Genomic DNA, 19,534 nt, shown 5'->3' with positions numbered 1-19,534 from the left:
CCCGGCGCCAGACGCTGGCCTGGCGCCGGATCCGGCCTAGTCGTTGCCCGCCGGCACCACCACCAGCTTGCCGCCGCCGGCCGACATGGCCTGCACTTCTCGGTCATACATGGCTTCGCCATAGGCCGGTGGAATAATAAAGCTGCCGGTATTGGTGGCCTTGATCTGATAGACGAACTCCTGCACCTCGGTGCCGGCGCTGCCGTAGATAATCACCCGATCTTCACGGATATCGCTGTAATCCGGCGCCCAGGTGGAGCCGGTAGCGGCCAGCGGCGACTGCCAACCGCCGCGGCCTTCGCTCTCCTCGCCGGCGTCGGCCGGTTCCGGCGGCGTCTGCTGCACCACTTCGAACCCGCCCGGAAGCAGATCGACGATCGCCAGGTTGCTCTGCCCCTCTTTCGAGTTGGCGCGCACCTTCAGATGGACGTTGATCTTCTGCCCCAGCGTCACCTGCGTCACCGGTTTGCCCTGTTCGTCGGTGTAATCGCGAACGATCTCAATCCCGCGCGACAGCGCTTTTTGCGGCGCATTCAGGTCGTAACCGGCCTGCGTCACCACATACCAGGCCGGCGCATTGCCGCCGTTGGTGAAGCGCACAGCGGTAGCATCGGCGTTGAACTGCCCCTGCACGAACAACCCCTGCAGCTCACTGATGCGCTGCGGCTCGCCGCCGGCTTTGCCTACCTGCACGATGCCCAAGGCATCCGCATTGGCGGATTGCGCCGCCACCTGGGCCGAATAGCTTTCCAGCGCCAGAATGCTCATCGCGGAAGAGTAGGTGGTGTAACGCTCTTCTTTCAGCGCCTTGACCATATTCTCCAGCACCTGCGGCGGGATCGACGCCACTTTCTCCGGGAAGTGACGGGTAATCAGATACAGCCGAGTCGCATCCTGCACCAGCGGATCGAAATAATTCTGCGTCCACCAGGCACTGTCATACGCCTTGCTCAGCTGCTGCCAGCTCGGTTGCAGCAACGCGGCGGCTTCGTCGTCCATCTTCAACAGACGGTAGGAAGAAGCCAGATACAGCGCGCTCAGATCGGTTTTCCACCCTTCGCCATAGCGTTTTTGCAGCGTATCCTGCACCGCCGCCAGCGAGTTGGTGGTCACTTCGCCCTGCAGCGTCAGCAGGTAAACCGCCCAGCTGCGCAGGCGCAGCAGATACAGATCGTCGAATCCGCTGGCCGCCAGCTCGCGCAATGCGCCGTTGGCCTCGTCCAGCATGCCTTCCGGCAGGGCGTAGCCCGCCGCTTTGGCTTCGAGCAGATATTGCACCACATAAGGCGTGACGAAAGGATCGGCATCCGGCGACGAACGCCAGGCGCCGATCGCTCCGCTGTCGTTCTGGCGCGCGCGCAGCACGCCAAGCAGGTTGCGCAGCTGCTTGCTGACTTCCGCCTGGCTCAGGCTGCTTTTCATCTCTGGGTGGCGGCTCTGCAGCATCAGCGGAATGGAGCGGCTGACGATCTGCTCGGAACAGTAATACGGGTAATCCGCCAGGTATTGCGCCAGCCCGCTGGTCAGCACCAGCGGCGAATTCGACACCGCCGCCCGGCGCTGCGCGAAAGCGTCGAACATCTGGCGCAGGCCATCGACATTCTGGCTGCTGCCGCTCATGCGCCCCATCACCGACTGGGTGCGGTACGGCGCCGCCGGCCGCACCGAGGTGCTGACGGTGCGGCGGCTGGCCTGGTCGCCGTAACGGGCGTCGAACACCAGCGGTGCATCGCCCAGCGCGGATTTGGCGCGCAGACGGAAAGTGATCACACCCTCGCGTTTTTCCGCCAGCGTCAGGCTTTGCGTCGCGTTGCCCACCACCTCCAACTGCGGCGGCGGCGTCAACAGAACGTTGATGGCCACCGACTGGCCGTTCAACCCTTCGAGGTTGTTGCTGACGCCCACGCTGACGTCGAACTCGTCGCCCGGCGCCACCATCGCCGGCACGTTCGGCGTCATGATGAAGCTGTCGCGCACCGTGGCGGCGGTTTGCGCCTTGCCGATTTTCTCCGGCGTCACCGAAATCGCCATCACGCGGATCTTGCCGTTAAAGTAGTCCGGCACCGGGTAGACGAACTGCTTCTCGCCGCTGACCTCGGTAATGCCGGACCAATAGGCCACCGGCTTGTCGCGTTTGCGCTTGAACGGGTTGAGGTTGAGATCCAGCCCTTCGCCCGCGTCGCCGCCCGGCGCCGCGGTCAGCGCCATCAGCTTGCTGAACTCCGGCAGGATCAGGTCGAGGATCTGCGAGCTGCTCACGTTCAGTTCACGCTTGCTGAAGAAGAACTCCAGCGGATCCTTCAGGCGGTAGCGCGCCACCTGCAGAATGCCCTCATCGACGGCAAACAGCGCCACCTGCTGCGGCGCGTCGGTCTTGACCGTCATCGTCAGATTTTGGCCCGGCTTGATGACTTCCGGCGCCGTCACCTCGAGGCTGTTTTGCCGCGCCTGGGTGCTGATCTTGAACGGCATCACGCCATAGCTCAGCGGGCTCATGAAGATCTCGCTGGAGTTGATGTCGCGCACGAACTGCACGTTGATGTAGCCGTTGCCCTCCATGCCGGCCGGCACGCGGATCTTCTGCACCGAGCTGGTGGTGTCGGTGTGGAACCACTGCCAGGCGTAAACCTTGTCCTTCTCGATGGTGATCAAGCCGCTGCCGGTATAAGGCGCGTTGATCGCCACCTCGATCTCCTCGCCCGGCTGGTATTCCGCCTGGTTCAGTTTCAGCTTCAGTTCGGCGTTGCGATCCAGCGAACGGCTCAGGTTGGCGTTGCCGGCCACGCTGTAGGCGACGCGGTTAAGCGTCTTACCCTGCGCATCTTCAATCACCAGCACGAAGTCGCCCGGCTTATCGGTCGCCAGCCGCAGATCCGCGCCCTGCTCGCTCAGCGCCAGCGGCTGTTCCGACAGCTGCACTTCCTTCATCTTCGACTGGTATTTGTAAACGCCCGAATCCTGTTTGGTCAGCACCGAAATGTATTTCTGTTCGATCAGCACCTGCTTCAGATTCGGCATGGCGATCTGTTTCAGGGCCGGATCGATGGCGATCACATTCAGATGCCGCTCCGCGTCGCGATTGATGTAGCCCAGATCGCCGTCGGCCTTCACCCCAATCAGATAATCGTAAGGCGAAACCAGCGTACGGGCGGTAGCCGCCACCGAACGCCCGCCGCCGGCGACGAACGCCTCCGACAACAGCTGCAGCTGATAGGTCGCATCGGCGTAGGATTTCAGATCGAGCGGAATATCGGCCGCGCCATGCTCATCGGTGGTGCGATCTTCCAGCTCGGTTTCGAACCCGTCGCTGTTTTGCCGGTTTTCGTAGAACGCATAATCCGGGAAGCGATCGAAACTCGGATACATCGGCCGCAGCGTCAGCCTGGTGGTCACGCGGCGATCTTGCGCTGGGGTGCCGAACAGGTTCTGCACGTCGATGCTGGCCTTCAGCTCAGACGGTTTTACCCAGCCTTGCTGGCGGTCCGGCGTCAACGCCAGCTTCACTTTCAGCTGATCCGGTTCGAACTCCTTCACATTGACCGCGGTATGGCCGAGCAGCGTGGAGGTATCGTTGTTTTTGCCGATCAGATACAGATAGACGTTCCACTCGCCGGTCGGTGAGTTTTCATCGGTGGTATAGCTCAGCTCGTTGAAACCGCTGGCGCCCAGCGTCAGCGGTACGGTGGACATCAGCTTGTCGCGCGGATCGCGAATTTCGGCACGCACCGGCACGCCGGCCAGGCCAACGCCCCAGTCGGCGGCGCGGGTGATCAGGCCAATATTGAAAGTATCCCCAGGTCGATAAACGCCGCGATCGGAGAATAGATAACTGCTGAGGGTGCGCGGATCGGTCGGCGTTTGTTCACCGGCGACGTCGAAGCGCGAGAAGTCCAGCCCGCGATCGTTATAGCTACCGGTCGGCAGGAAGGAGACATCCCCTTCCTTTTCCACCAGGAACATCACCGGCTGGCGCTCGTTGGTGTACACGTCGAGCGCCGGGAAACGCACGTGGCCGTCGGCCCCGGTGGTTTGGCTGAGCAGCGTCACGCCGTTTTTGGCCACTACCGACACGGTGGCGCCGCTGACCGGTGCGCCGCTTTGGATCGACTGCACAAAAACATCGCGCGTCTTATCCTGCGAGCTCTTGGCGACGATGCCCAGATCGGTCACCACCACAAAGCGCGAATCGCCGACGTCGGGCTGATCATCCCCGGTGTTCTCGTCCGGTTCCTGTTCTGGCTCGGCGCCCGCCTCTTCCGCCGCCGGTTTCCGGTTCGGCTGCCATTCAGACAGCGTCAGCAGGAACACCCCGCGATGGGAGCTGGCGTTGGTGGAGAGATAACGGGAAAGATCGATGCCCTGATAGTTCACTTCCCCCGGCCGCTCGTTATTGAGCGCCGTCTGGTATTTGAAATGCTCGGTGAAATATTCGTCGTTGAGCCGGTTGAATTCCGTGGACGAGTAGTCCCGGCTTTTGAAGGAGACGATGTGCTGCAGCTGGCTCGGGATCACCCGTTTGATGTCCAGCCGCAGGCCCGCCACGTTGCGCGCCGCCACGCTGATCTGTTTGTCGCCGTTAACCGAGAGCAGCGAGCCCTGCGACATGAACTGCAGCGATTTCGGGAACTCCGGCACGTCGACCACCCGATAAACCTTCTTCGGCATTTTGTAACCGCCGACGGAGACCAGCTGGTTGTCTATCTCGAGCAACACAAAGCGGTGCGCCGGGGCGTCGAAACGGAAGCTGAACTGCGGTTGATAGGCCTCTTCCGCCTCGTTAAGCGTCAACGGCAGTGGCGTCGCCTGTGCCAGCACGTTTTTACCGACGCTATCGACCGTCCATTGATAGAAGTCTTCGGCATCGTTGGCGGCCTCGGCATCGCTCGGATCGTGCTGCGGCAGCAGCCAGGCTTTGGTGGCCCGCGCCAGCTCTTTATCCTTCACCGCATCGCTGAAGCCGACCACCAACGCACGCTGCCCTTTGCCGCCGTCGGTGTCCACGACCTGAGCGCTGGCGTCACTCAGCGCCAGGCTGTAGAGGGTGGGTACCTTGACCCAGTTGCTTTTCGCCTCTTCGACCGCGTTGCCGGCCGCCGTCGATTTAACCCCCTTACCGACGGTCAGATGCACCGCTCCGCCCTGATCCAGCGCCTGCAGCGGCTCGGAATGCACCCAAGCGTTCAGTTTTTTCTCGTCATAGACCAGAGAGAAATTAAGCTTCTTCTCGGACGCGGTGCTGCCTTCTTTCAATCCCAGCGAAATCTGTTTTTCAAAGCTGGCGACGTCGACCGGCGCGTTGAACTGCAGATTGAAAATCGCGCTGCGTTTCTGCGCATCCTGCGGATCGCGATAGTACTCGGCCTGCCCCAGGCGGTAGTCGAACGCAGGCACGGTGAAGGCATAGCGGGTTTTGGCCAGCTTGATCTGCGGCGCCAGCAACGTGGCGGGCTCGAGGGTCACCTCATATTTTGCGCCCATCGGCAACGGCTTTTTCGGCGTGAACACCAGCGTCGACTCATTGTTCCACGCCCATTGGCCTTCCGCCGTCGGTTTGAGGATGATACCGGCGCTCACGGTTTTACCCACCGCGGCGATTGGCGCGACCGACCCGCTGAAAGTCAGGCTCACCGTTTGCGGTGCCTGCCGGGCGGCGGCGTAATCTATCGGCTCGGGGTTGGTAAGCGATGCGCTGACCTCCTGAACTACCATTGGTGCAGGTTCGATAGGCTGTGGCCGGTTTTGCCACCAGTGCCAACCGTAAAACGCACCGCCCGCCGCGCCTGCCAGCAGCAGCAGGCCCAGACCGATCGCTTTCGGGTGTTTATCCACGCCGCTTTCGAGCCGCAAAAAACCGCGCGGCAGCGCAGCCCACCAGGCCGGCGCACGCCAGCTGAGGTTGCCGACCAGCGGTCTCAGCAACCGCCCCAACAGCGACAACGCCCCACCCAGCAGGCGACAAACGCCCTTAACCAAGGTAAAAGGCAAACGCAGGATAAACCTTAATAAATCCATTATTGCAGCACCTCATCATCCTAATGCAGCCCCCGGTCAACCGCTGCGGTTAAACCGAGCCGAAAGACGCCGTCGGCTCTCCTGCCCGGCATCCGCGCGAGTACTCTACACTGCCGGGCGGCAAAAATCTGCGCGCCGCCGGCGGATTACGGCTCTTTATTCAACATCAAATCCAGCTGTTGCAGCAGCACCAGCAGCGGCAGGCTGCTCGGCTCACGATCTTTCAGCGCCTCTTCGAAATAAGGCGTGATGGCAAAGCGCGTCGGCAGCGGCGCTTGGGCGTCCAGCAGCGCATACATACGCGGCAGAAACACCCACTGCAGCCAGGCTTCGGCCGACATGCTGTCGATGCAGAACGGCTCGGTGCTGGAGAAAGCCTCATGCTCAGGCGGCGCGGCCTGCCACAGCGCCAGATCGCGCATGGATTGTTCAATCGCCTGCAAACTGCGGCGCACCTGGTTATGTATACTCATCTGCATTCCCGATCTCTTTTCATCATGGTATTCAGCGCGCTGGCTGAAAGGCGGCAAAGCATAGCATTTTTATAGCCCAAATTCGGCGCGCCTGAGACAGCCCGCCGTTTTTATCTGGTGGCGTTCGCCACCGCGCGGCACAATAGGCCCACCGAGTTCCCCACACAGATAAAGATTCATGTCCGTAATAACAGAGAAAAAAAACCACGCGACGCCCGGTAAAGCCATGCTGGCTTCGGTCACCGGGTATGCCATGGACGGGTTTGACCTGCTGATCCTCGGCTTTATGCTGCCGGCCATCAGCATCGAATTAGGATTAACCTCATCGGCCGCCGGTTCACTGGTCACCTGGACGCTGATCGGCGCGGTGCTGGGCGGCGTGATCTTCGGCCACCTCAGCGATCGCTTCGGCCGTATCCGGGTGCTGACCATCACCATTCTGATGTTTTCCCTGTTCACCGGCCTGTGTGCCGTGGCGCAAGGGTATTGGGATCTGCTGGCCTATCGCACCCTGGCGGGCATCGGGCTGGGCGGCGAATTCGGCATCGGCATGGCGCTGATCGCGGAAGCCTGGCCGGCGGAGAAGCGCACCGCGCTTCGGCTTACGTCGGCATGGGCTGGCAATTGGGCGTGCTGGCTGCCGCCTTCCTGACGCCGTTGCTGCTGGAGCATATCGGCTGGCGCGGCATGTTTTTGGTCGGCCTACTGCCGGCGCTGGCGTCATTCCTGATCCGCCGTACCCTGAGTGAGCCGGAAGCATTCGTGCGGCAGAAAGAGGCCGGGCAACCGCTCTCCTTCCTGCAGCGTTTACGCCTGCTGTTTAAGGATCGCGCCACCAGCAAGGCCAGCATCGGCATCTTCATTCTCTGTTCAGTGCAGAACTTCGGTTACTACGGGCTGATGATCTGGATGCCGACTTACCTGGCGAAAAACTTCGGCTTCTCACTCACCAAGTCCGGCCTGTGGACGGCGGTGACAGTGGTCGGCATGACGTTCGGCATCTGGCTGTTTGGCGTGCTGGCCGATCGCTTCGCCCGCTGGAAGATTTTCGTGCTTTATCAGATAGGCGCGGTAGTGATGGTGATCGGTTACGCCCAGTTGAGCGATCCGATGCTGATGCTGTTCGCCGGCGCCGTGATGGGCATGTTCGTCAACGGCATGATCGGCGGCTACGGCGCATTGATTTCCGATACCTACCCGGTACAGGCGCGCGCCACCGCGCAAAACATTCTGTTCAATTTGGGGCGCGGCGTCGGCGGCCTGGGGCCATTGGTGATCGGTGCGCTGGTGACGCAGGTGTCATTTACCGCCGCGATCAGCCTGTTGGCGGCGATCTACCTGTTGGATATCTACGCCACGCTGTTCCTGCTGCCGAAAAAACAGGGCGCTGGCGATACGCTGGGCGCGATTGGTTAACGCTGAAGAGGGATTAAGGCGGGGCGCACGCGCAGCGGGATCAAACAAAAAGTTGGGGGCACTGCGTTAACAGTGCCCCCGGTTCGTTTTATAGCTATCCCGCTACACAGCATGCTCCCTGCTCAATCCTTGAAAACTTTTCCTGCGGCCATCCTGACCAAGTGGTCCTTGCATCATCCTGCAGCATCGTCCTGACGCGGTTCCTCAGCCTTCCTGACCCGCCGACAGTCCTGTGCCGGCTCTCAATCTCCGTCCTGGAGGTGTCCCTGGTTTCTATCCTGAAACATCCTGGGCATCTCCTGACGCCATCCTTCGCTCTTGCCTGAGCGCATCCCTTTCTTCTTCCTGAAGCTGCATCATCCTGATGCTTTCCTGCTCCGCCGGTTCCGTTCCGGTAACGATAAGATCGCTTAAATTCCCCGGAATCACAAGGGTTTGGGAGGTGTCTCACACTAAATTAAGCCTAAGAGTTATCCTAAAGAAATTCTAACCAATTGATCTGGATAACAATAATCTCATAGCCTGGAAAAAGGTGGGAAAAATTAAGAGCGATATCTCACAGCCCGTGTGAGAGATCTCTCACACGGGCGACGGCGAATCCGTCGCGATTCAGTCCAACACCGGACGCAGCGCATCGAGGAAATTCCCCAGCGTCGCCGCCAACAAGGTGCGCTTATCGCTGCCGAACTGCTCCAGTACCACGTTGCCGCTGACGTTGCACAGCGACACCATCGTCATCTCGGATTCGGTGGTCGCCAGGAAGAGGGTCGGCGACAATTTGAGGCGCTTTTGCGTCACCAGATGGCCGATCAGGTTCTCCTGCAGGCGGATAAAATCCTCTTCGCTCCAGACCTGCAGCAGGCTCAGGCGATGCTCGCCGAACTGCGCGCTCATGTCGCCGGCGTATTGCTGCGTGTAGAAGCGATGCGCATCCGGCTGCAAACGCAGCTCCAGCGCGGTCTCTACCTTTTCCAGCGTCGCCGCAGGTTCGAAAGGCTGCGGCAACCACAGCACTTCGTCCTCGCGGTTCTCCACGATGCAGGGCGACGGCACGCCGTACAGCGCCTGGCTGGCCGGCGCGTGGCCGCGCTCTTGCTGCCACAACTCGACATAGCGTTGAGTGAATTCACGCAGAGCGTGCGATACATCATGGTCCATATTCTTTCTCGCATACGTTAAACTGACGGCCATTGTACCTATCTCTGACCGAGGTGACAGCAGATGTCCTCATATCAAGACCACCAGGCCCTGTCGGGGCTGACGCTGGGCAAACCCACCGCCTACCGCGATCGCTACGACGCCACGCTGCTGCAGGCGGTGCCGCGCAGCATGAACCGCGAGCCTCTGGGCCTGTATCCCGACAACCTGCCCTTCCACGGCGCGGACATCTGGACGCTGTACGAGCTCTCCTGGCTGAACGCCAACGGCTTGCCGCAGGTGGCAGTCGGTGAAATCAGCCTCAACGCCGACAGCCTGAACCTGATCGAATCGAAAAGCTTCAAGCTGTATCTCAACAGCTTCAACCAAACCCCGTTCGCCGATTGGGAAACGGTGCGCAGCACCCTGCAACGCGATCTGTCCGCCTGCGCCCAGGGCGAGGTCAGCGTCACCCTGTTCAGCGTCGAGCAGCTGGAAGGCACGCCGATCGCCCGCCTGGTTGGCGGCTGCATCGACCAGCAGGATATCCGCATCGACAGTTATGAGTTCAACGCCGACTACCTGCTGAACGCCGCCGGTGAAGAGGTAGTGGAAGAGCAATTGGTCAGCCACCTGCTGAAGTCCAACTGCCTGATCACCCATCAACCGGACTGGGGCTCGGTGCAGATAAGCTACCGCGGCGGCAAGATCGATCGCGAAGCGCTGCTGCGCTATCTGGTTTCCTTCCGCCACCACAACGAATTCCACGAGCAGTGCGTCGAGCGCATCTTCAACGATCTGATGCGCTATTGCCGGCCGCAAAGCCTGACGGTCTATGCCCGCTATACCCGCCGCGGCGGACTGGATATCAACCCGTGGCGCAGCAACGTCGCGTTCGCTCCCGAGCACGGCCGCCTGGCACGCCAATAAGTGCGAAACATTGCTCAACAACTGAGCTAACGAGCGGTTTGTGTTGGTAAAAGCACAGGGACGGCGGTAAGGTTAAAACGAGGCTGCGGCCGGGCAGCGCGCCCGCTTCGCCGCAGCACGCCAACCATAACGAGATGCTGTTTTGCTGCGTATGGATTACTACCGCCCCGCACCGGGTGCAAAGGAGTTACCTTGATTACACACATCAGCCCGCTTGGCTCTATGGATTTATTGTCGCAGCTGGAAGTAGACATGCTGAAGCGCACCGCCAGCAGCGACCTGTACCGCCTGTTCCGCAACTGTTCGCTGGCCGTGTTGAACTCCGGCAGCCAAACCGACAACAGCAAACAGCTGCTGTCGCGCTATGAAACCTTCGACATCAATGTGCTGCGCCGCGAGCGCGGGGTGAAGCTGGAGCTGGTCAACCCGCCGGAAGAGGCGTTCGTCGACGGGCGCATCATCCGTTCGCTGCAGGCCAACCTGTTCGCCGTGTTGCGCGACATCCTGTTCGTGCACGGCCAAATCGCCAGCGCCGGCCGTTTCCAGCACCTGAACCTGGAAAACTCGGCCCACATTACCAACCTGGTGTTTTCGATCCTGCGCAATGCGCGCACGCTGCACCTGGATGAAGATCCCAACATGGTGGTGTGCTGGGGCGGCCACTCGATCAACGAGAACGAATACCTGTACGCGCGCAAGGTCGGCAGCCAGCTGGGCCTGCGCGAGTTGAACATCTGCACCGGCTGCGGGCCGGGTGCCATGGAAGCGCCGATGAAAGGCGCAGCGGTCGGTCACGCGCAACAGCGTTACCACAACAGCCGCTTCATCGGCATGACCGAGCCGTCGATCATCGCCGCCGAGCCGCCTAACCCGCTGGTGAACGAGCTGGTGATCATGCCGGATATCGAAAAACGTCTGGAAGCGTTCGTGCGCATCGCGCATGGCATCATCATCTTCCCTGGCGGCGTCGGCACCGCCGAAGAGCTGCTGTACCTGCTGGGTATCCTGATGAATCCGGAGAACAGCGAACAGGTGCTGCCGCTGATCCTGACCGGGCCGAAAGAGAGCGCCGACTACTTCCGCGTGCTGGACGAGTTCATCATGAACACGCTGGGCGACGCGGCGCGCCGTCACTACACCATCATCATCGACGATCCGGCGGAAGTGGCGCGGCAGATGAAGAAAGCCATGCCGCTGGTGAAGGAAAACCGCCGCAACACCGGCGATGCCTACAGCTTCAACTGGTCGATCCGCATCGCACCGGATCTGCAGCTGCCGTTCGAGCCGACCCACGAGAACATGGCGAACCTCAACCTCTATCCGAACCAGCCGCCGGAGCAATTGGCCGCCGCGCTGCGCCGCGCGTTCTCCGGCATCGTGGCCGGCAACGTGAAGGAAAATGGCATCCACGCCATCGAGCAGTTCGGCCCGTACAAGCTGCACGGCGAACCGCAAATGATGAAACAGATGGACAGCCTGTTGCAGGGCTTTGTCGCCCAGCACCGCATGAAACTGCCGGGCAGCGCCTATGTGCCCTGCTACGAAATCGTCGCCTGACCCTCAATCCCGGGCGGCGTAACAGCCGCCCTGTTTTTTCTGACCTTATTGCCCATGATGATACACCTACTGATTGTCGACGCCCTGAACCTCATCCGCCGCATTCACGCCGTGCAGGGCTCCCCTTGCGTCAACGCCTGCCGCCACGCGCTGCAGCAGCTGATCCAGCACAGCCGTCCGACCCACGCGGTAGCGGTATTCGACGAGGACGATCGCAGCGACAGCTGGCGCCACCAAATTCTGCCGGACTATAAGGCCGGGCGTTCGCCAATGCCGGAAAACCTGCAGCAGGAGATGCCGCAGCTGCGTGAGGCCTTCGCCGAACTGGGCGTCGCCAGCTGGCATTCGCCCGGCAACGAGGCGGACGATCTGGCGGCCACGCTGGCGGCGAAGGTCGCCGGCGGCGGACACCAGGTGACCATCGTATCCACCGACAAAGGCTACTGCCAGCTGCTGGCGCCGAACGTGCAGATCCGCGATTACTTCCAGAAACGCTGGCTGGATATGCCTTTCGTGCAACAGGAATTCGGCGTGCAGCCGCAGCAACTGCCGGACTATTGGGGGCTGGCGGGGATCGGTAGCAGCAAGATCCCCGGCGTGGCGGGCATCGGGCCGAAGACCGCCGTGCTGCTGTTGCAGCAGTCGGGCAGCCTGGACGGGCTCTATCAGCACCTGGAGCAGGTGCCGGAGAAATGGCGCGGCAAGCTGGAGCAGCACCGCGAGCTGGCCTACGTCAGCAAACACGTCGCCACGCTGCGCACCGATCTGTCGCTGGACGGCAACCTGCAGCAGTTGCGCCTGCCGGTACAATAAGGGCGCTGCAAGCAGCGCCCTTCATCAGGCTTAACGCGATTAATCGCGCTCGTCGCGCCGGCCCGGCACCGCCGACCACATGCGGCGCACGTGTACGGTGATCTCTTCGCGGTCGTGATACAGCTGCTTGGCATGCACTTCGACGCTGATGCCGGCGGCACCCAGCGCTTCGCGGATGCTCATCAGGTTTTGCGACACTTCCTCATAGCGCTTTTTCATCGGCAGTTTGAGGTTAAAGATCGCTTCGCGGCACCAGCCTTTCACCAGCCACTGAATCATCAGGCTGGTCACCTTCGCCGGTTTCTCCACCATGTCGCACACCAGCCAGTAGATCTTGCTGCTGTTCGGCTCGAACTTGAAGCCGTCGGCGCGGTGGTGCGTCACCTGGCCGGTTTCCATCAGGCTCGGCGCCATCGGGCCGTTATCCACCGAATGCACCATCATGCTGCGTTTCACCAGCTGATAGGTCCAGCCGCCTGGGCAAGCGCCCAGATCGACCGCGTGCATGCCGCTGGCCAGGCGTTCGTCCCATTCGTCGGCGGGGATGAACACGTGGAACGCTTCTTCCAGCTTCAGCGTCGAACGGCTCGGCGCATCGGCCGGGAAGCGCAGACGCGGAATGCCCATGTAGAACGGCGAGTTGTTGTTGCTGTAGGAGTAACCGACATAGCAGCAGCCCGGCGCGATGAAGAACACGTGCACCACCGGGCGAGTCGGGTTCTCGCGCGCCATCAGCACCTTCTGCTCGCGCATCGCGGCGCGCAGCGGCACCGTCAGCTTGCGACAGAACTTCATCAGCTCTTTGCTTTCGTTGGTGTCCGGCACTTCCACCCGCAGCTCGCCGCCGCGATCAACCACGCCGATCAGCATGCCAACAATCGGCGATACCCGATCTTCCGGCGGCAGATCGCGCAGCAGCTCACCCACCACGATCATCTGGCGGGCGAAAATCAGTTCGCGGAACGGAATCTCCCGCGCCAGGCGATCGGCATCGTCCGGCTGATAGCATTCAAACAGCACGTAACCGCTGTGCTCTTTTACCCGTGCAAAGCCGTAAATCTCCAACTGGGCGGCTTTGTCGGTGATCTCTGCCGCACATTCTTTTTCAAAGCCGGGGCGGCAGTACAACGCAATCTTATTCATGGCGCTCGGCCTTTTTCCTCAGACGCAAAGCGCCAATCAACATCAATATCCAGCCGATCAGGAAGCACACGCCGCCAACCGGCGTGATATATACCCAGACCTTCAGGTGCGACAGCGCCAGGCAATAGAGGCTGCCGCTGAACAACACGGTGCCGAGCGCCAACAGCGCTCCGCTCCAGTAAAACCACAGGCTCACGCGGCGCTGCATCGCGACCGCCAGCGCCAGGATCGCCAGGGTGTGGAACCCCTGATACTCCAGCCCGGTGCGGATCCAGGCCATTTCATTGGCGCCGAGCGTACCGCTTAACACATGCGCGCCGAATGCGCCCAACGCGACAAACACAAAGCCGCTGATAGCGGCGAAAACCAGCATGGAACGGCTGCTCATCGTGATCTATCCCATTAAAAATCACCGGCCGCGGCAAGGCGGCGGCCGGCCTTATTGTTCGTAGCGGAAGCGGAACTTCTCTTGTTCGCTGGCGGCACGCGCCAGGATCCACTGCCGGAAGGCGGCTATTTTACCCAGTTCTGCCTGGCTGTCATGACATACCAGATAAAAAGCGTTTTTACTGACCAACACATCGTTGAACGGGCACACCAGGCGACCGGCTTCAATCTCGGTTTGCGCCATCACGTTGTTCACCAGCGCCACGCCCTGACCGTGCACCGCCGCCTGCACCACCATGGCGCTGTGGCTGAAGATCGGCCCCTGCTGCACGTTGATGTGCTGCAACCCCAGCTGGCGCGTATAGGCCAGCCAGTCGCGGCGTGAAACGTCATGCAGCAGCGTATGATAAGCCAGATCCTCTGCGGTTTTCAGCGGATGATCGCCGGTCAGCAGGCTCGGCGAACACACCGGCAGCAGATATTCCGCATACAGGCGCTCGGCGCGCAGCCCCGGCCAGTTGCCGCGGCCGTAGAAAATCGCCACGTCGACGTCGTCCGCCAGCTTGTCCTCCTCGCGGTCCACCGCCTGGATGCGCACGTCGATCCCCGGATAAGCTGAGTTAAAGCCGGACAGGCGCGGCACCAGCCACTGAATGGCGAAGCTCGGCGGCAGACTGACGGTCAATGCCCCCTTGGCGCTGCGCGCCTGCAGCTTGCGCGTCGCCTCGTTGATCGAAGAGAAGATCTCCTTGATATCAAGGTAGTAACTTTGGCCCTCTTCGGTCAGCAGCAGCGAGCGGTTGCGCCGGCGAAACAGCTTCAGCCCGAGGAAGTCCTCCAGCGACTTGATCTGGTGGCTCACCGCGGCCTGGGTCACGAACAGCTCTTCCGCCGCCTTGGTAAAACTCAGGTGGCGAGCGGCCGCATCGAACACACGCAGTGCATTGAGGGGAGGTAAGCGTTTAGACATTAAATTAGCTACTTTTGTGTAACATTAATCCGAATGATTCGGCGCCGAAAATCGGGCGGCTTTGTGTAGCAAGCCATCGGTAAACGCTAACGGCGTATTGCCATTAGTTTTTTTAATCCGAGCCATTATAATTTGTCCGTTGAGGATGCGCCAGCAAATACCTATAGTGGCGGCACTTCCCGGGCCGGAACGAAAAGGGAGTGGGTGTCGAGGACGCCGATGAACTTTTGGCTTGTGGTTGTGATGTTGTGTTTGCAAATTGTCCGGCGATTCCGGACATGGTAGCTAGGCTACTGTTTTTTCACTTCCTGTACATTTACCCTGTCTGTCCATAGTGATTTTATGCAGCACCGCAAAACTTGCGGTGCTTTTTTTTTGCCTGACGGTTACTGGTTGCTTTCAACCATCTCTTTCACATCGGCACGGTTGATCTGCTGCTCGACGCCGTTGGCGTCTTTATAGCTGATCATGCCGGTATCGTTGTCCACTTTAGGCTTGCCGTCAGCGACAATGGTGCGTCCGTCATTGGTATGCATCACGTAGTTGCTGGAACAGGCGGCCAGGGTGAACGTAAGCATCAGGGCAGAGAGAACTGCAGCTGTTTTCTTCATTGAGGACTCCTTTGTAGTTTTAAATGCTGAAAAATACCTTTTATGTGTATAGATGCGATTAATTAGCGCACATTTAATAGCATAACAAACTTTCCCAATTTTGCCAGCCGATAAGTCCTAATCGGCGGGAGCGCTTGTCACCGGCGGCAAAATAGGACAGGATCACCCATCGACTCAAGCCAGTGACAATCAGGGTATGACGCCTTTTAACCCCAGCCTTTTTCGCCAACAGTTTCCCGCGCTCGCGCAGGACGGCATCTATCTGGACAGCGCCGCCACCGCGTTGAAACCGCAGGCGGTCATCGACGCCACGCTGCAATTTTATCGCGATGACGCCGCCACCGTGCACCGCAGCCAGCATCGGGCGGCGCAGGATCTGACTGCCCGCTTCGAGCAGGCACGCGGCCAGGTGGCGCAGCTGATCAACGCGCCATCGGCCGACGACATCATCTGGACGCGCGGCACCACCGAGGCGATCAACCTGGTGGCGCAGAGCTACCTGCGCCCGCGTCTGCAACCGGGCGATGAAATCCTGGTGAGCGAAGCGGAACACCACGCCAACCTGATCCCCTGGCTGATGGTGGCAGAGCAAACCGGCGCGCGGGTGGTGAAACTGCCCATCGGCGCCGATCGGTTGCCGGACTTGACGCAGCTGCCCGCCCTGCTCAACGACAAAACCCGTCTGCTAGCGCTGGGGCAAATGTCCAACGTCACCGGCGGCTGCCCGGATCTGGCGCCGGCGATCGCGCTGGCGCATGCCGCCGGCGCACGCGTGATGATCGACGGCGCGCAGGGCGTGGTTCACGGCCCGGCCGACGTACAGCGGCTCGACATCGATTTCTACGCCTTCTCCGGCCACAAGCTGTATGGCCCGACCGGCATCGGCGCGCTGTACGGCAAAACCGAGCTGCTGGCGCAAATGGCGCCGTGGCAAGGCGGCGGCAAGATGCTGACCCAGGCGTCGTTCGACGGCTTTACCCCGCAAAAACCGCCGCACTGCTTCGAAGCCGGCACGCCAAACATCGCCGGCGTGCTGGGGTTGGCCGCGGCGGTCACCTGGCTGAGCGAACAGGACATGGCGGCGGCGGAGCGCTACAGCCGCGAACTGGCTGATCAGGCGGAACAACGGTTGGCGCAGCTGCCGGGCTTTCGCAGCTTCCGCAGCTCCGGTTCCAGCCTGCTGGCATTCGACATCGCCGGCGTACACCACAGCGACATCGTCACGCTGCTGGCGGAGCAAGGCATTGCGCTGCGCGCCGGTCAGCACTGCGCGCAGCCGCTGATGGCTGCATTAGGCGTCAGCGGCACGCTGCGCGCGTCGTTCGCCCCCTACAATACGCAACAGGACGTCGATACGCTGGTCAGCGCGTTGACTCACGCCCTCGATCTGCTGGCCGACTGACTTGACTCCCGGAGACGCTATGCTCGCCCCCCATCCTTTTGGCCGAGAGATCACCGCCGAAGCGTTGATTGCCACCTTCAGCGCACTGAAGCAGTGGGAAGACCGCTACCGCCAGCTGATTATGCTCGCGAAGCGGCTACCGCCGCTGCCGGAGGCCTTGCGCAGTGAAGAAATGGCGTTGAACGGGTGTGAAAACCGCGTCTGGTTTGGGCACCAGTTGCTGGAAGACGGCACGCTGCACTTCTATGGCGACAGCGAAGGCCGCATCGTGCGCGGCCTGCTGGCGGTGCTGCTGACCGAAGTGGAAGGGAAAACGCCGCAGCAGATCGCCGCATTGGATCCGCTGGCGCTGTTCGATCGGTTAGCGCTGCGCGCGCAGCTGAGCGCCACCCGCGCCAGCGGCCTGGCGGCGTTGGCCGCCGTCGTAAAGGCGATCGCCGCCCGTTACGCCTGACGCGCCGCCTTCGCCACCATCTTTTTTAGCGTGTGCGAGACGGCGACGAAGCCGAAGGTCGCGGTGACCATGGTCGCCGCGCCGAATCCCGCGCTGCAATCCATCCTTTTCGGCCCTTCCGCCGTGCTGCGCGAAGCGCACACCGAACCGTCCGGTTGTGGGTAAACCAGCGGCTCGCTGGAGAAGACGCAGTCGATACCCAGCTTGCCCTTGCCGTTTTTCACCACGTTGAAATCGTGCTTCAGCCGTTCGCGCAGCTTGGCGGCCAGCGGATCCTGGATGGTTTTGGCCAGATCGGCCACTTCGATCTTGGTCGGATCAGTCTGCCCGCCGGCACCGCCGGTGGTCACCACCGGGATCTTGAAGCGGCGGCAGTATGACAGCAACGCCGCCTTCGGCCGCACGCTGTCGATCGCGTCGATGACGTAGCTGAAGTTATGGTCCAGCAGCTCGGCGACGTTGTCCGGGGTGATAAAATCGTCGATGCAGGTCACCCGGCATTCCGGGTTGATCGCCAGGATACGCTCCGCCATCACCTCGGTTTTCGATTGCCCGACGTGCTGGCGCAACGCGTGGATCTGGCGGTTGGTATTGGTGACGCAAACATCATCCATGTCGATCAGGGTGATGGCGCCGATGCCGGTGCGCGCCAGCGCCTCAGCCGCCCAGGAACCCACGCCGCCGATGCCGATCACGCAGACGTGCGCCTGCGCGAACACCGCCAGCGCCTGCTGGCCGTACAACCGCGCCGTGCCGCCGAAACGCTGCAGATAGGCTTCCGAATAAGCTGTGCTCATAACGCTTTAATTACCTTCGTAATGCAAATGATAAGGGCCGGAAAATCCGGCCCTTGCGGGTCAATCTTTTCACGCCGTATGCGTTTACCGAGTGGCCAGCAATGCACCGCCGCCGGTTGACTGATTGGCGCTGAACAACTGACCGCCGCCGTTGTTCTTCAACACCCAGACGCGGCCATAGTGGTTGTAGTACCCCGCCGAGTGGCCGGCTTCCGGCCCGATGCCCTGATACATGTCAAAATGCTGGCCCTTGATGGCGCCACCCACGTCGAGCGCGACCATCAGGCGCATCTCGTATTTTCCCGTGAATTTACCCTTGTTGTCCAGCAGCGGTACTTCGGCCAACAGCGTGGTACCCGCCGGGATCAGCGAACGATCGGAAGCTACCGAGGCTTTGGCAACCAACGGCACCGCGCTGGCGCCCTTCACCGGCGCAAAAGCTTCCGGACGGAAGAACACGAACGACGGATTCTGTTCCAGCAGCTCACGCACCTCTGCAGCGCTGTGGGTATCCGCCCACTGACGGATCGCCTGCATCGACATGTCCGCCTTGGCCACTTCGCCACGATCGATCAGCACCTTGCCGATGCTGCGATAGGCGTGACCGTTCTTGCCGCCATAGCCGAAGAACACCAGCGGCTGGCCGTTGCCGTAGTCGACATAGCCACTGCCCTGGACTTCCATCATGAAGTTGTCCATCAGCGAATTGGTGTAAGCGATGATATAGCGATCGTCGAGCGCGCCGGAATAGATGCCCGCGCGATCCGGCAAGCGGCCTCTGCCCTTCGGCGGCATGCGGTACAGCGGATAGCGGAACTCGCCCTGTTGGGTATAGCGCGCCTGCACCACCGGCGTGTAGTAGCCGGTAAACTGCACGTTACCATAATTGTCGACGCCTTCCATCTGGTAAGCGCTGAGGCCGTACTGGCTCAGCATGCGCGTGTCGGCGCCGGACGCCATCCAGCTTTGCACCGCCTGATAGGTGCTGTTGTTGCGGTTAAACAGCGAAGGCGACGCGTACTTGATCTCCATCAGCTGATCCGAGTAATCCTTGGCGTTGACCGGCGAACCTTTGGCATTGGGCTGATTGACCAGCTCCAGCGATTGATCCAGACGTCCGTCTTTATATTGCTGACCCCGATCGGTCGGCTTGGACGAACATCCCGCCAACACCGCCACCATCAACCCGCCCAGCAGGTATTTGCCCCAACGTCCTTTCATCGCGCACACTCTCAAACTGATATGATCTACCGGCTGAACGATAACAAACGCTCATTGATAAAGGAATCGCTGCAAATAAAAAAAGCCGCGCGGAGGATGGTGATGAAAAAGAAGGCAAATTGCGGGCAAATCCAGCAGAAAAACGGGTTTAGGCCAATAAAATGCAAAAAGGGTTTGCAACAAAACGCACGGAGAGTATAGTGCGCATCCA

General features: G+C 60.9%; 15 protein-coding genes and 1 pseudogene. 6 read left to right on the top strand and 10 right to left on the bottom strand.

Going from position 1 to position 19,534, the window contains the following annotated elements; genetic code table 11:
• Positions 1 to 36 precede the first annotated feature (36 nt).
• Both FUU19_RS18070 and FUU19_RS18065 read right to left on the bottom strand, forming a co-directional pair.
• Complete coding sequence (locus FUU19_RS18070) at positions 37 to 6,012, bottom strand: alpha-2-macroglobulin family protein (protein WP_230491006.1); 5,976 nt, start codon at positions 6,010 to 6,012, stop codon at positions 37 to 39.
• Positions 6,013 to 6,158: 146 nt separating this feature from the next.
• A complete protein-coding gene (locus FUU19_RS18065; RefSeq protein WP_025304043.1) occupies positions 6,159 to 6,485 on the bottom strand; it encodes a YqcC family protein in 327 nt (108 codons plus the stop codon).
• 178 nt (positions 6,486 to 6,663) lie between these two features.
• Here FUU19_RS18065 and FUU19_RS18060 point away from each other — a divergent pair.
• Positions 6,664 to 7,901: pseudogene (locus FUU19_RS18060) on the top strand (MFS transporter).
• Positions 7,902 to 8,510: 609 nt separating this feature from the next.
• Here the strand turns inward: FUU19_RS18060 and syd are convergent.
• Complete coding sequence (syd, locus tag FUU19_RS18055) at positions 8,511 to 9,059, bottom strand: SecY-interacting protein (protein ID WP_141966959.1); 549 nt, start codon at positions 9,057 to 9,059, stop codon at positions 8,511 to 8,513.
• Between the two features lie 63 nt (positions 9,060 to 9,122).
• On the opposite strand from syd, the gene queF reads away from it, so the two are divergent.
• The 3 genes from queF to xni all read left to right on the top strand — a co-directional run bounded on the left by queF (position 9,123) and on the right by xni (position 12,338).
• Positions 9,123 to 9,968, top strand: a complete 846-nt coding sequence (gene queF, locus FUU19_RS18050) for an NADPH-dependent 7-cyano-7-deazaguanine reductase QueF (RefSeq protein ID WP_230491004.1) — start codon at positions 9,123 to 9,125, stop codon at positions 9,966 to 9,968.
• Positions 9,969 to 10,160: 192 nt separating this feature from the next.
• Positions 10,161 to 11,525 (top strand): nucleotide 5'-monophosphate nucleosidase PpnN, encoded by a 1,365-nt coding sequence (gene ppnN / locus FUU19_RS18045; protein WP_049206164.1) that lies wholly within the window; start codon positions 10,161 to 10,163, stop codon positions 11,523 to 11,525.
• 54 nt (positions 11,526 to 11,579) lie between these two features.
• A complete protein-coding gene (gene xni, locus FUU19_RS18040) occupies positions 11,580 to 12,338 on the top strand; it encodes a flap endonuclease Xni (protein WP_141966955.1) in 759 nt (252 codons plus the stop codon).
• Positions 12,339 to 12,377: 39 nt separating this feature from the next.
• Here xni and rlmM read toward each other — a convergent pair whose 3' ends face one another.
• From rlmM to FUU19_RS18020, 4 genes are all read right to left on the bottom strand, one after another.
• Positions 12,378 to 13,481: a 23S rRNA (cytidine(2498)-2'-O)-methyltransferase RlmM gene (gene rlmM, locus FUU19_RS18035; protein WP_019455735.1), complete on the bottom strand. Its 1,104-nt coding sequence runs from the start codon at positions 13,479 to 13,481 to the stop codon at positions 12,378 to 12,380.
• Entirely contained in the window at positions 13,474 to 13,869 is a 396-nt protein-coding gene (locus tag FUU19_RS18030) for a DUF423 domain-containing protein (protein ID WP_025160235.1), read from the bottom strand. The genes rlmM and FUU19_RS18030 overlap by 8 nt, the downstream gene beginning before the upstream one ends.
• Before the next feature lie 51 nt (positions 13,870 to 13,920).
• Complete coding sequence (locus FUU19_RS18025) at positions 13,921 to 14,838, bottom strand: transcriptional regulator GcvA (protein ID WP_025304049.1); 918 nt, start codon at positions 14,836 to 14,838, stop codon at positions 13,921 to 13,923.
• 386 nt (positions 14,839 to 15,224) lie between these two features.
• Positions 15,225 to 15,449 carry a YgdI/YgdR family lipoprotein gene (locus tag FUU19_RS18020; protein WP_025304050.1) on the bottom strand — a complete coding sequence of 75 codons (225 nt, stop codon included), beginning with the start codon at positions 15,447 to 15,449 and terminating at the stop codon, positions 15,225 to 15,227.
• Positions 15,450 to 15,645: 196 nt separating this feature from the next.
• Here FUU19_RS18020 and csdA point away from each other — a divergent pair, with 196 nt between their 5' ends.
• Positions 15,646 to 16,851 (top strand): cysteine desulfurase CsdA, encoded by a 1,206-nt coding sequence (gene csdA, locus FUU19_RS18015; protein WP_141966951.1) that lies wholly within the window; start codon positions 15,646 to 15,648, stop codon positions 16,849 to 16,851.
• 19 nt (positions 16,852 to 16,870) lie between these two features.
• Positions 16,871 to 17,305, top strand: a complete 435-nt coding sequence (gene csdE, locus FUU19_RS18010) for a cysteine desulfurase sulfur acceptor subunit CsdE (protein ID WP_230491003.1) — start codon at positions 16,871 to 16,873, stop codon at positions 17,303 to 17,305.
• On the opposite strand, the gene tcdA is transcribed toward csdE, so the two are convergent.
• The 3 genes from tcdA to FUU19_RS17995 form a co-directional block, all read right to left on the bottom strand.
• On the bottom strand, positions 17,296 to 18,102 hold the full coding sequence (tcdA, locus tag FUU19_RS18005) for a tRNA cyclic N6-threonylcarbamoyladenosine(37) synthase TcdA (protein ID WP_230491002.1): 807 nt from the start codon (positions 18,100 to 18,102) through the stop codon (positions 17,296 to 17,298). The two genes, csdE and tcdA, sit on opposite strands and share 10 nt — an antisense overlap.
• An 84-nt stretch (positions 18,103 to 18,186) precedes the next feature.
• On the bottom strand, positions 18,187 to 19,323 hold the full coding sequence (mltA, locus tag FUU19_RS18000) for a murein transglycosylase A (protein WP_129993593.1): 1,137 nt from the start codon (positions 19,321 to 19,323) through the stop codon (positions 18,187 to 18,189).
• A 26-nt stretch (positions 19,324 to 19,349) separates the two neighbouring features.
• Positions 19,350 to 19,534, bottom strand: a 185-nt coding sequence (locus tag FUU19_RS17995; protein WP_230491001.1) for a hypothetical protein, incomplete at its 5' end; no start/stop codon positions are given.

The sequence above is a fragment of the Serratia montpellierensis genome, from assembly GCF_020858655.1.
In the GTDB taxonomy this organism is placed as follows: Bacteria; Pseudomonadota; Gammaproteobacteria; order Enterobacterales; family Enterobacteriaceae; genus Serratia; species Serratia montpellierensis.
The sequence above is the reverse complement of the archived record's forward strand: the minus strand, read 5'-3'. Positions and strand labels throughout refer to the sequence as shown.

What these genes read in the sequence shown, in the direction of transcription:
- FUU19_RS18070 (WP_230491006.1), bottom strand. Translation starts at nt 6,012, where the DNA reads ATGGATTTATTAAGGTTTATCCTGCGTTTGCCTTTTACCTTGGTTAAG.
- FUU19_RS18065 (WP_025304043.1), bottom strand. Translation starts at nt 6,485, where the DNA reads ATGAGTATACATAACCAGGTGCGCCGCAGTTTGCAGGCGATTGAACAA.
- syd (WP_141966959.1), bottom strand. Translation starts at nt 9,059, where the DNA reads ATGGACCATGATGTATCGCACGCTCTGCGTGAATTCACTCAACGCTAT.
- queF (WP_230491004.1), top strand. Translation starts at nt 9,123, where the DNA reads ATGTCCTCATATCAAGACCACCAGGCCCTGTCGGGGCTGACGCTGGGC.
- xni (WP_141966955.1), top strand. Translation starts at nt 11,580, where the DNA reads ATGATGATACACCTACTGATTGTCGACGCCCTGAACCTCATCCGCCGC.
- rlmM (WP_019455735.1), bottom strand. Translation starts at nt 13,481, where the DNA reads ATGAATAAGATTGCGTTGTACTGCCGCCCCGGCTTTGAAAAAGAATGT.
- FUU19_RS18030 (WP_025160235.1), bottom strand. Translation starts at nt 13,869, where the DNA reads ATGAGCAGCCGTTCCATGCTGGTTTTCGCCGCTATCAGCGGCTTTGTG.
- FUU19_RS18025 (WP_025304049.1), bottom strand. Translation starts at nt 14,838, where the DNA reads ATGTCTAAACGCTTACCTCCCCTCAATGCACTGCGTGTGTTCGATGCG.
- FUU19_RS18020 (WP_025304050.1), bottom strand. Translation starts at nt 15,449, where the DNA reads ATGAAGAAAACAGCTGCAGTTCTCTCTGCCCTGATGCTTACGTTCACC.
- csdA (WP_141966951.1), top strand. Translation starts at nt 15,646, where the DNA reads ATGACGCCTTTTAACCCCAGCCTTTTTCGCCAACAGTTTCCCGCGCTC.
- csdE (WP_230491003.1), top strand. Translation starts at nt 16,871, where the DNA reads ATGCTCGCCCCCCATCCTTTTGGCCGAGAGATCACCGCCGAAGCGTTG.
- tcdA (WP_230491002.1), bottom strand. Translation starts at nt 18,102, where the DNA reads ATGAGCACAGCTTATTCGGAAGCCTATCTGCAGCGTTTCGGCGGCACG.
- mltA (WP_129993593.1), bottom strand. Translation starts at nt 19,323, where the DNA reads ATGAAAGGACGTTGGGGCAAATACCTGCTGGGCGGGTTGATGGTGGCG.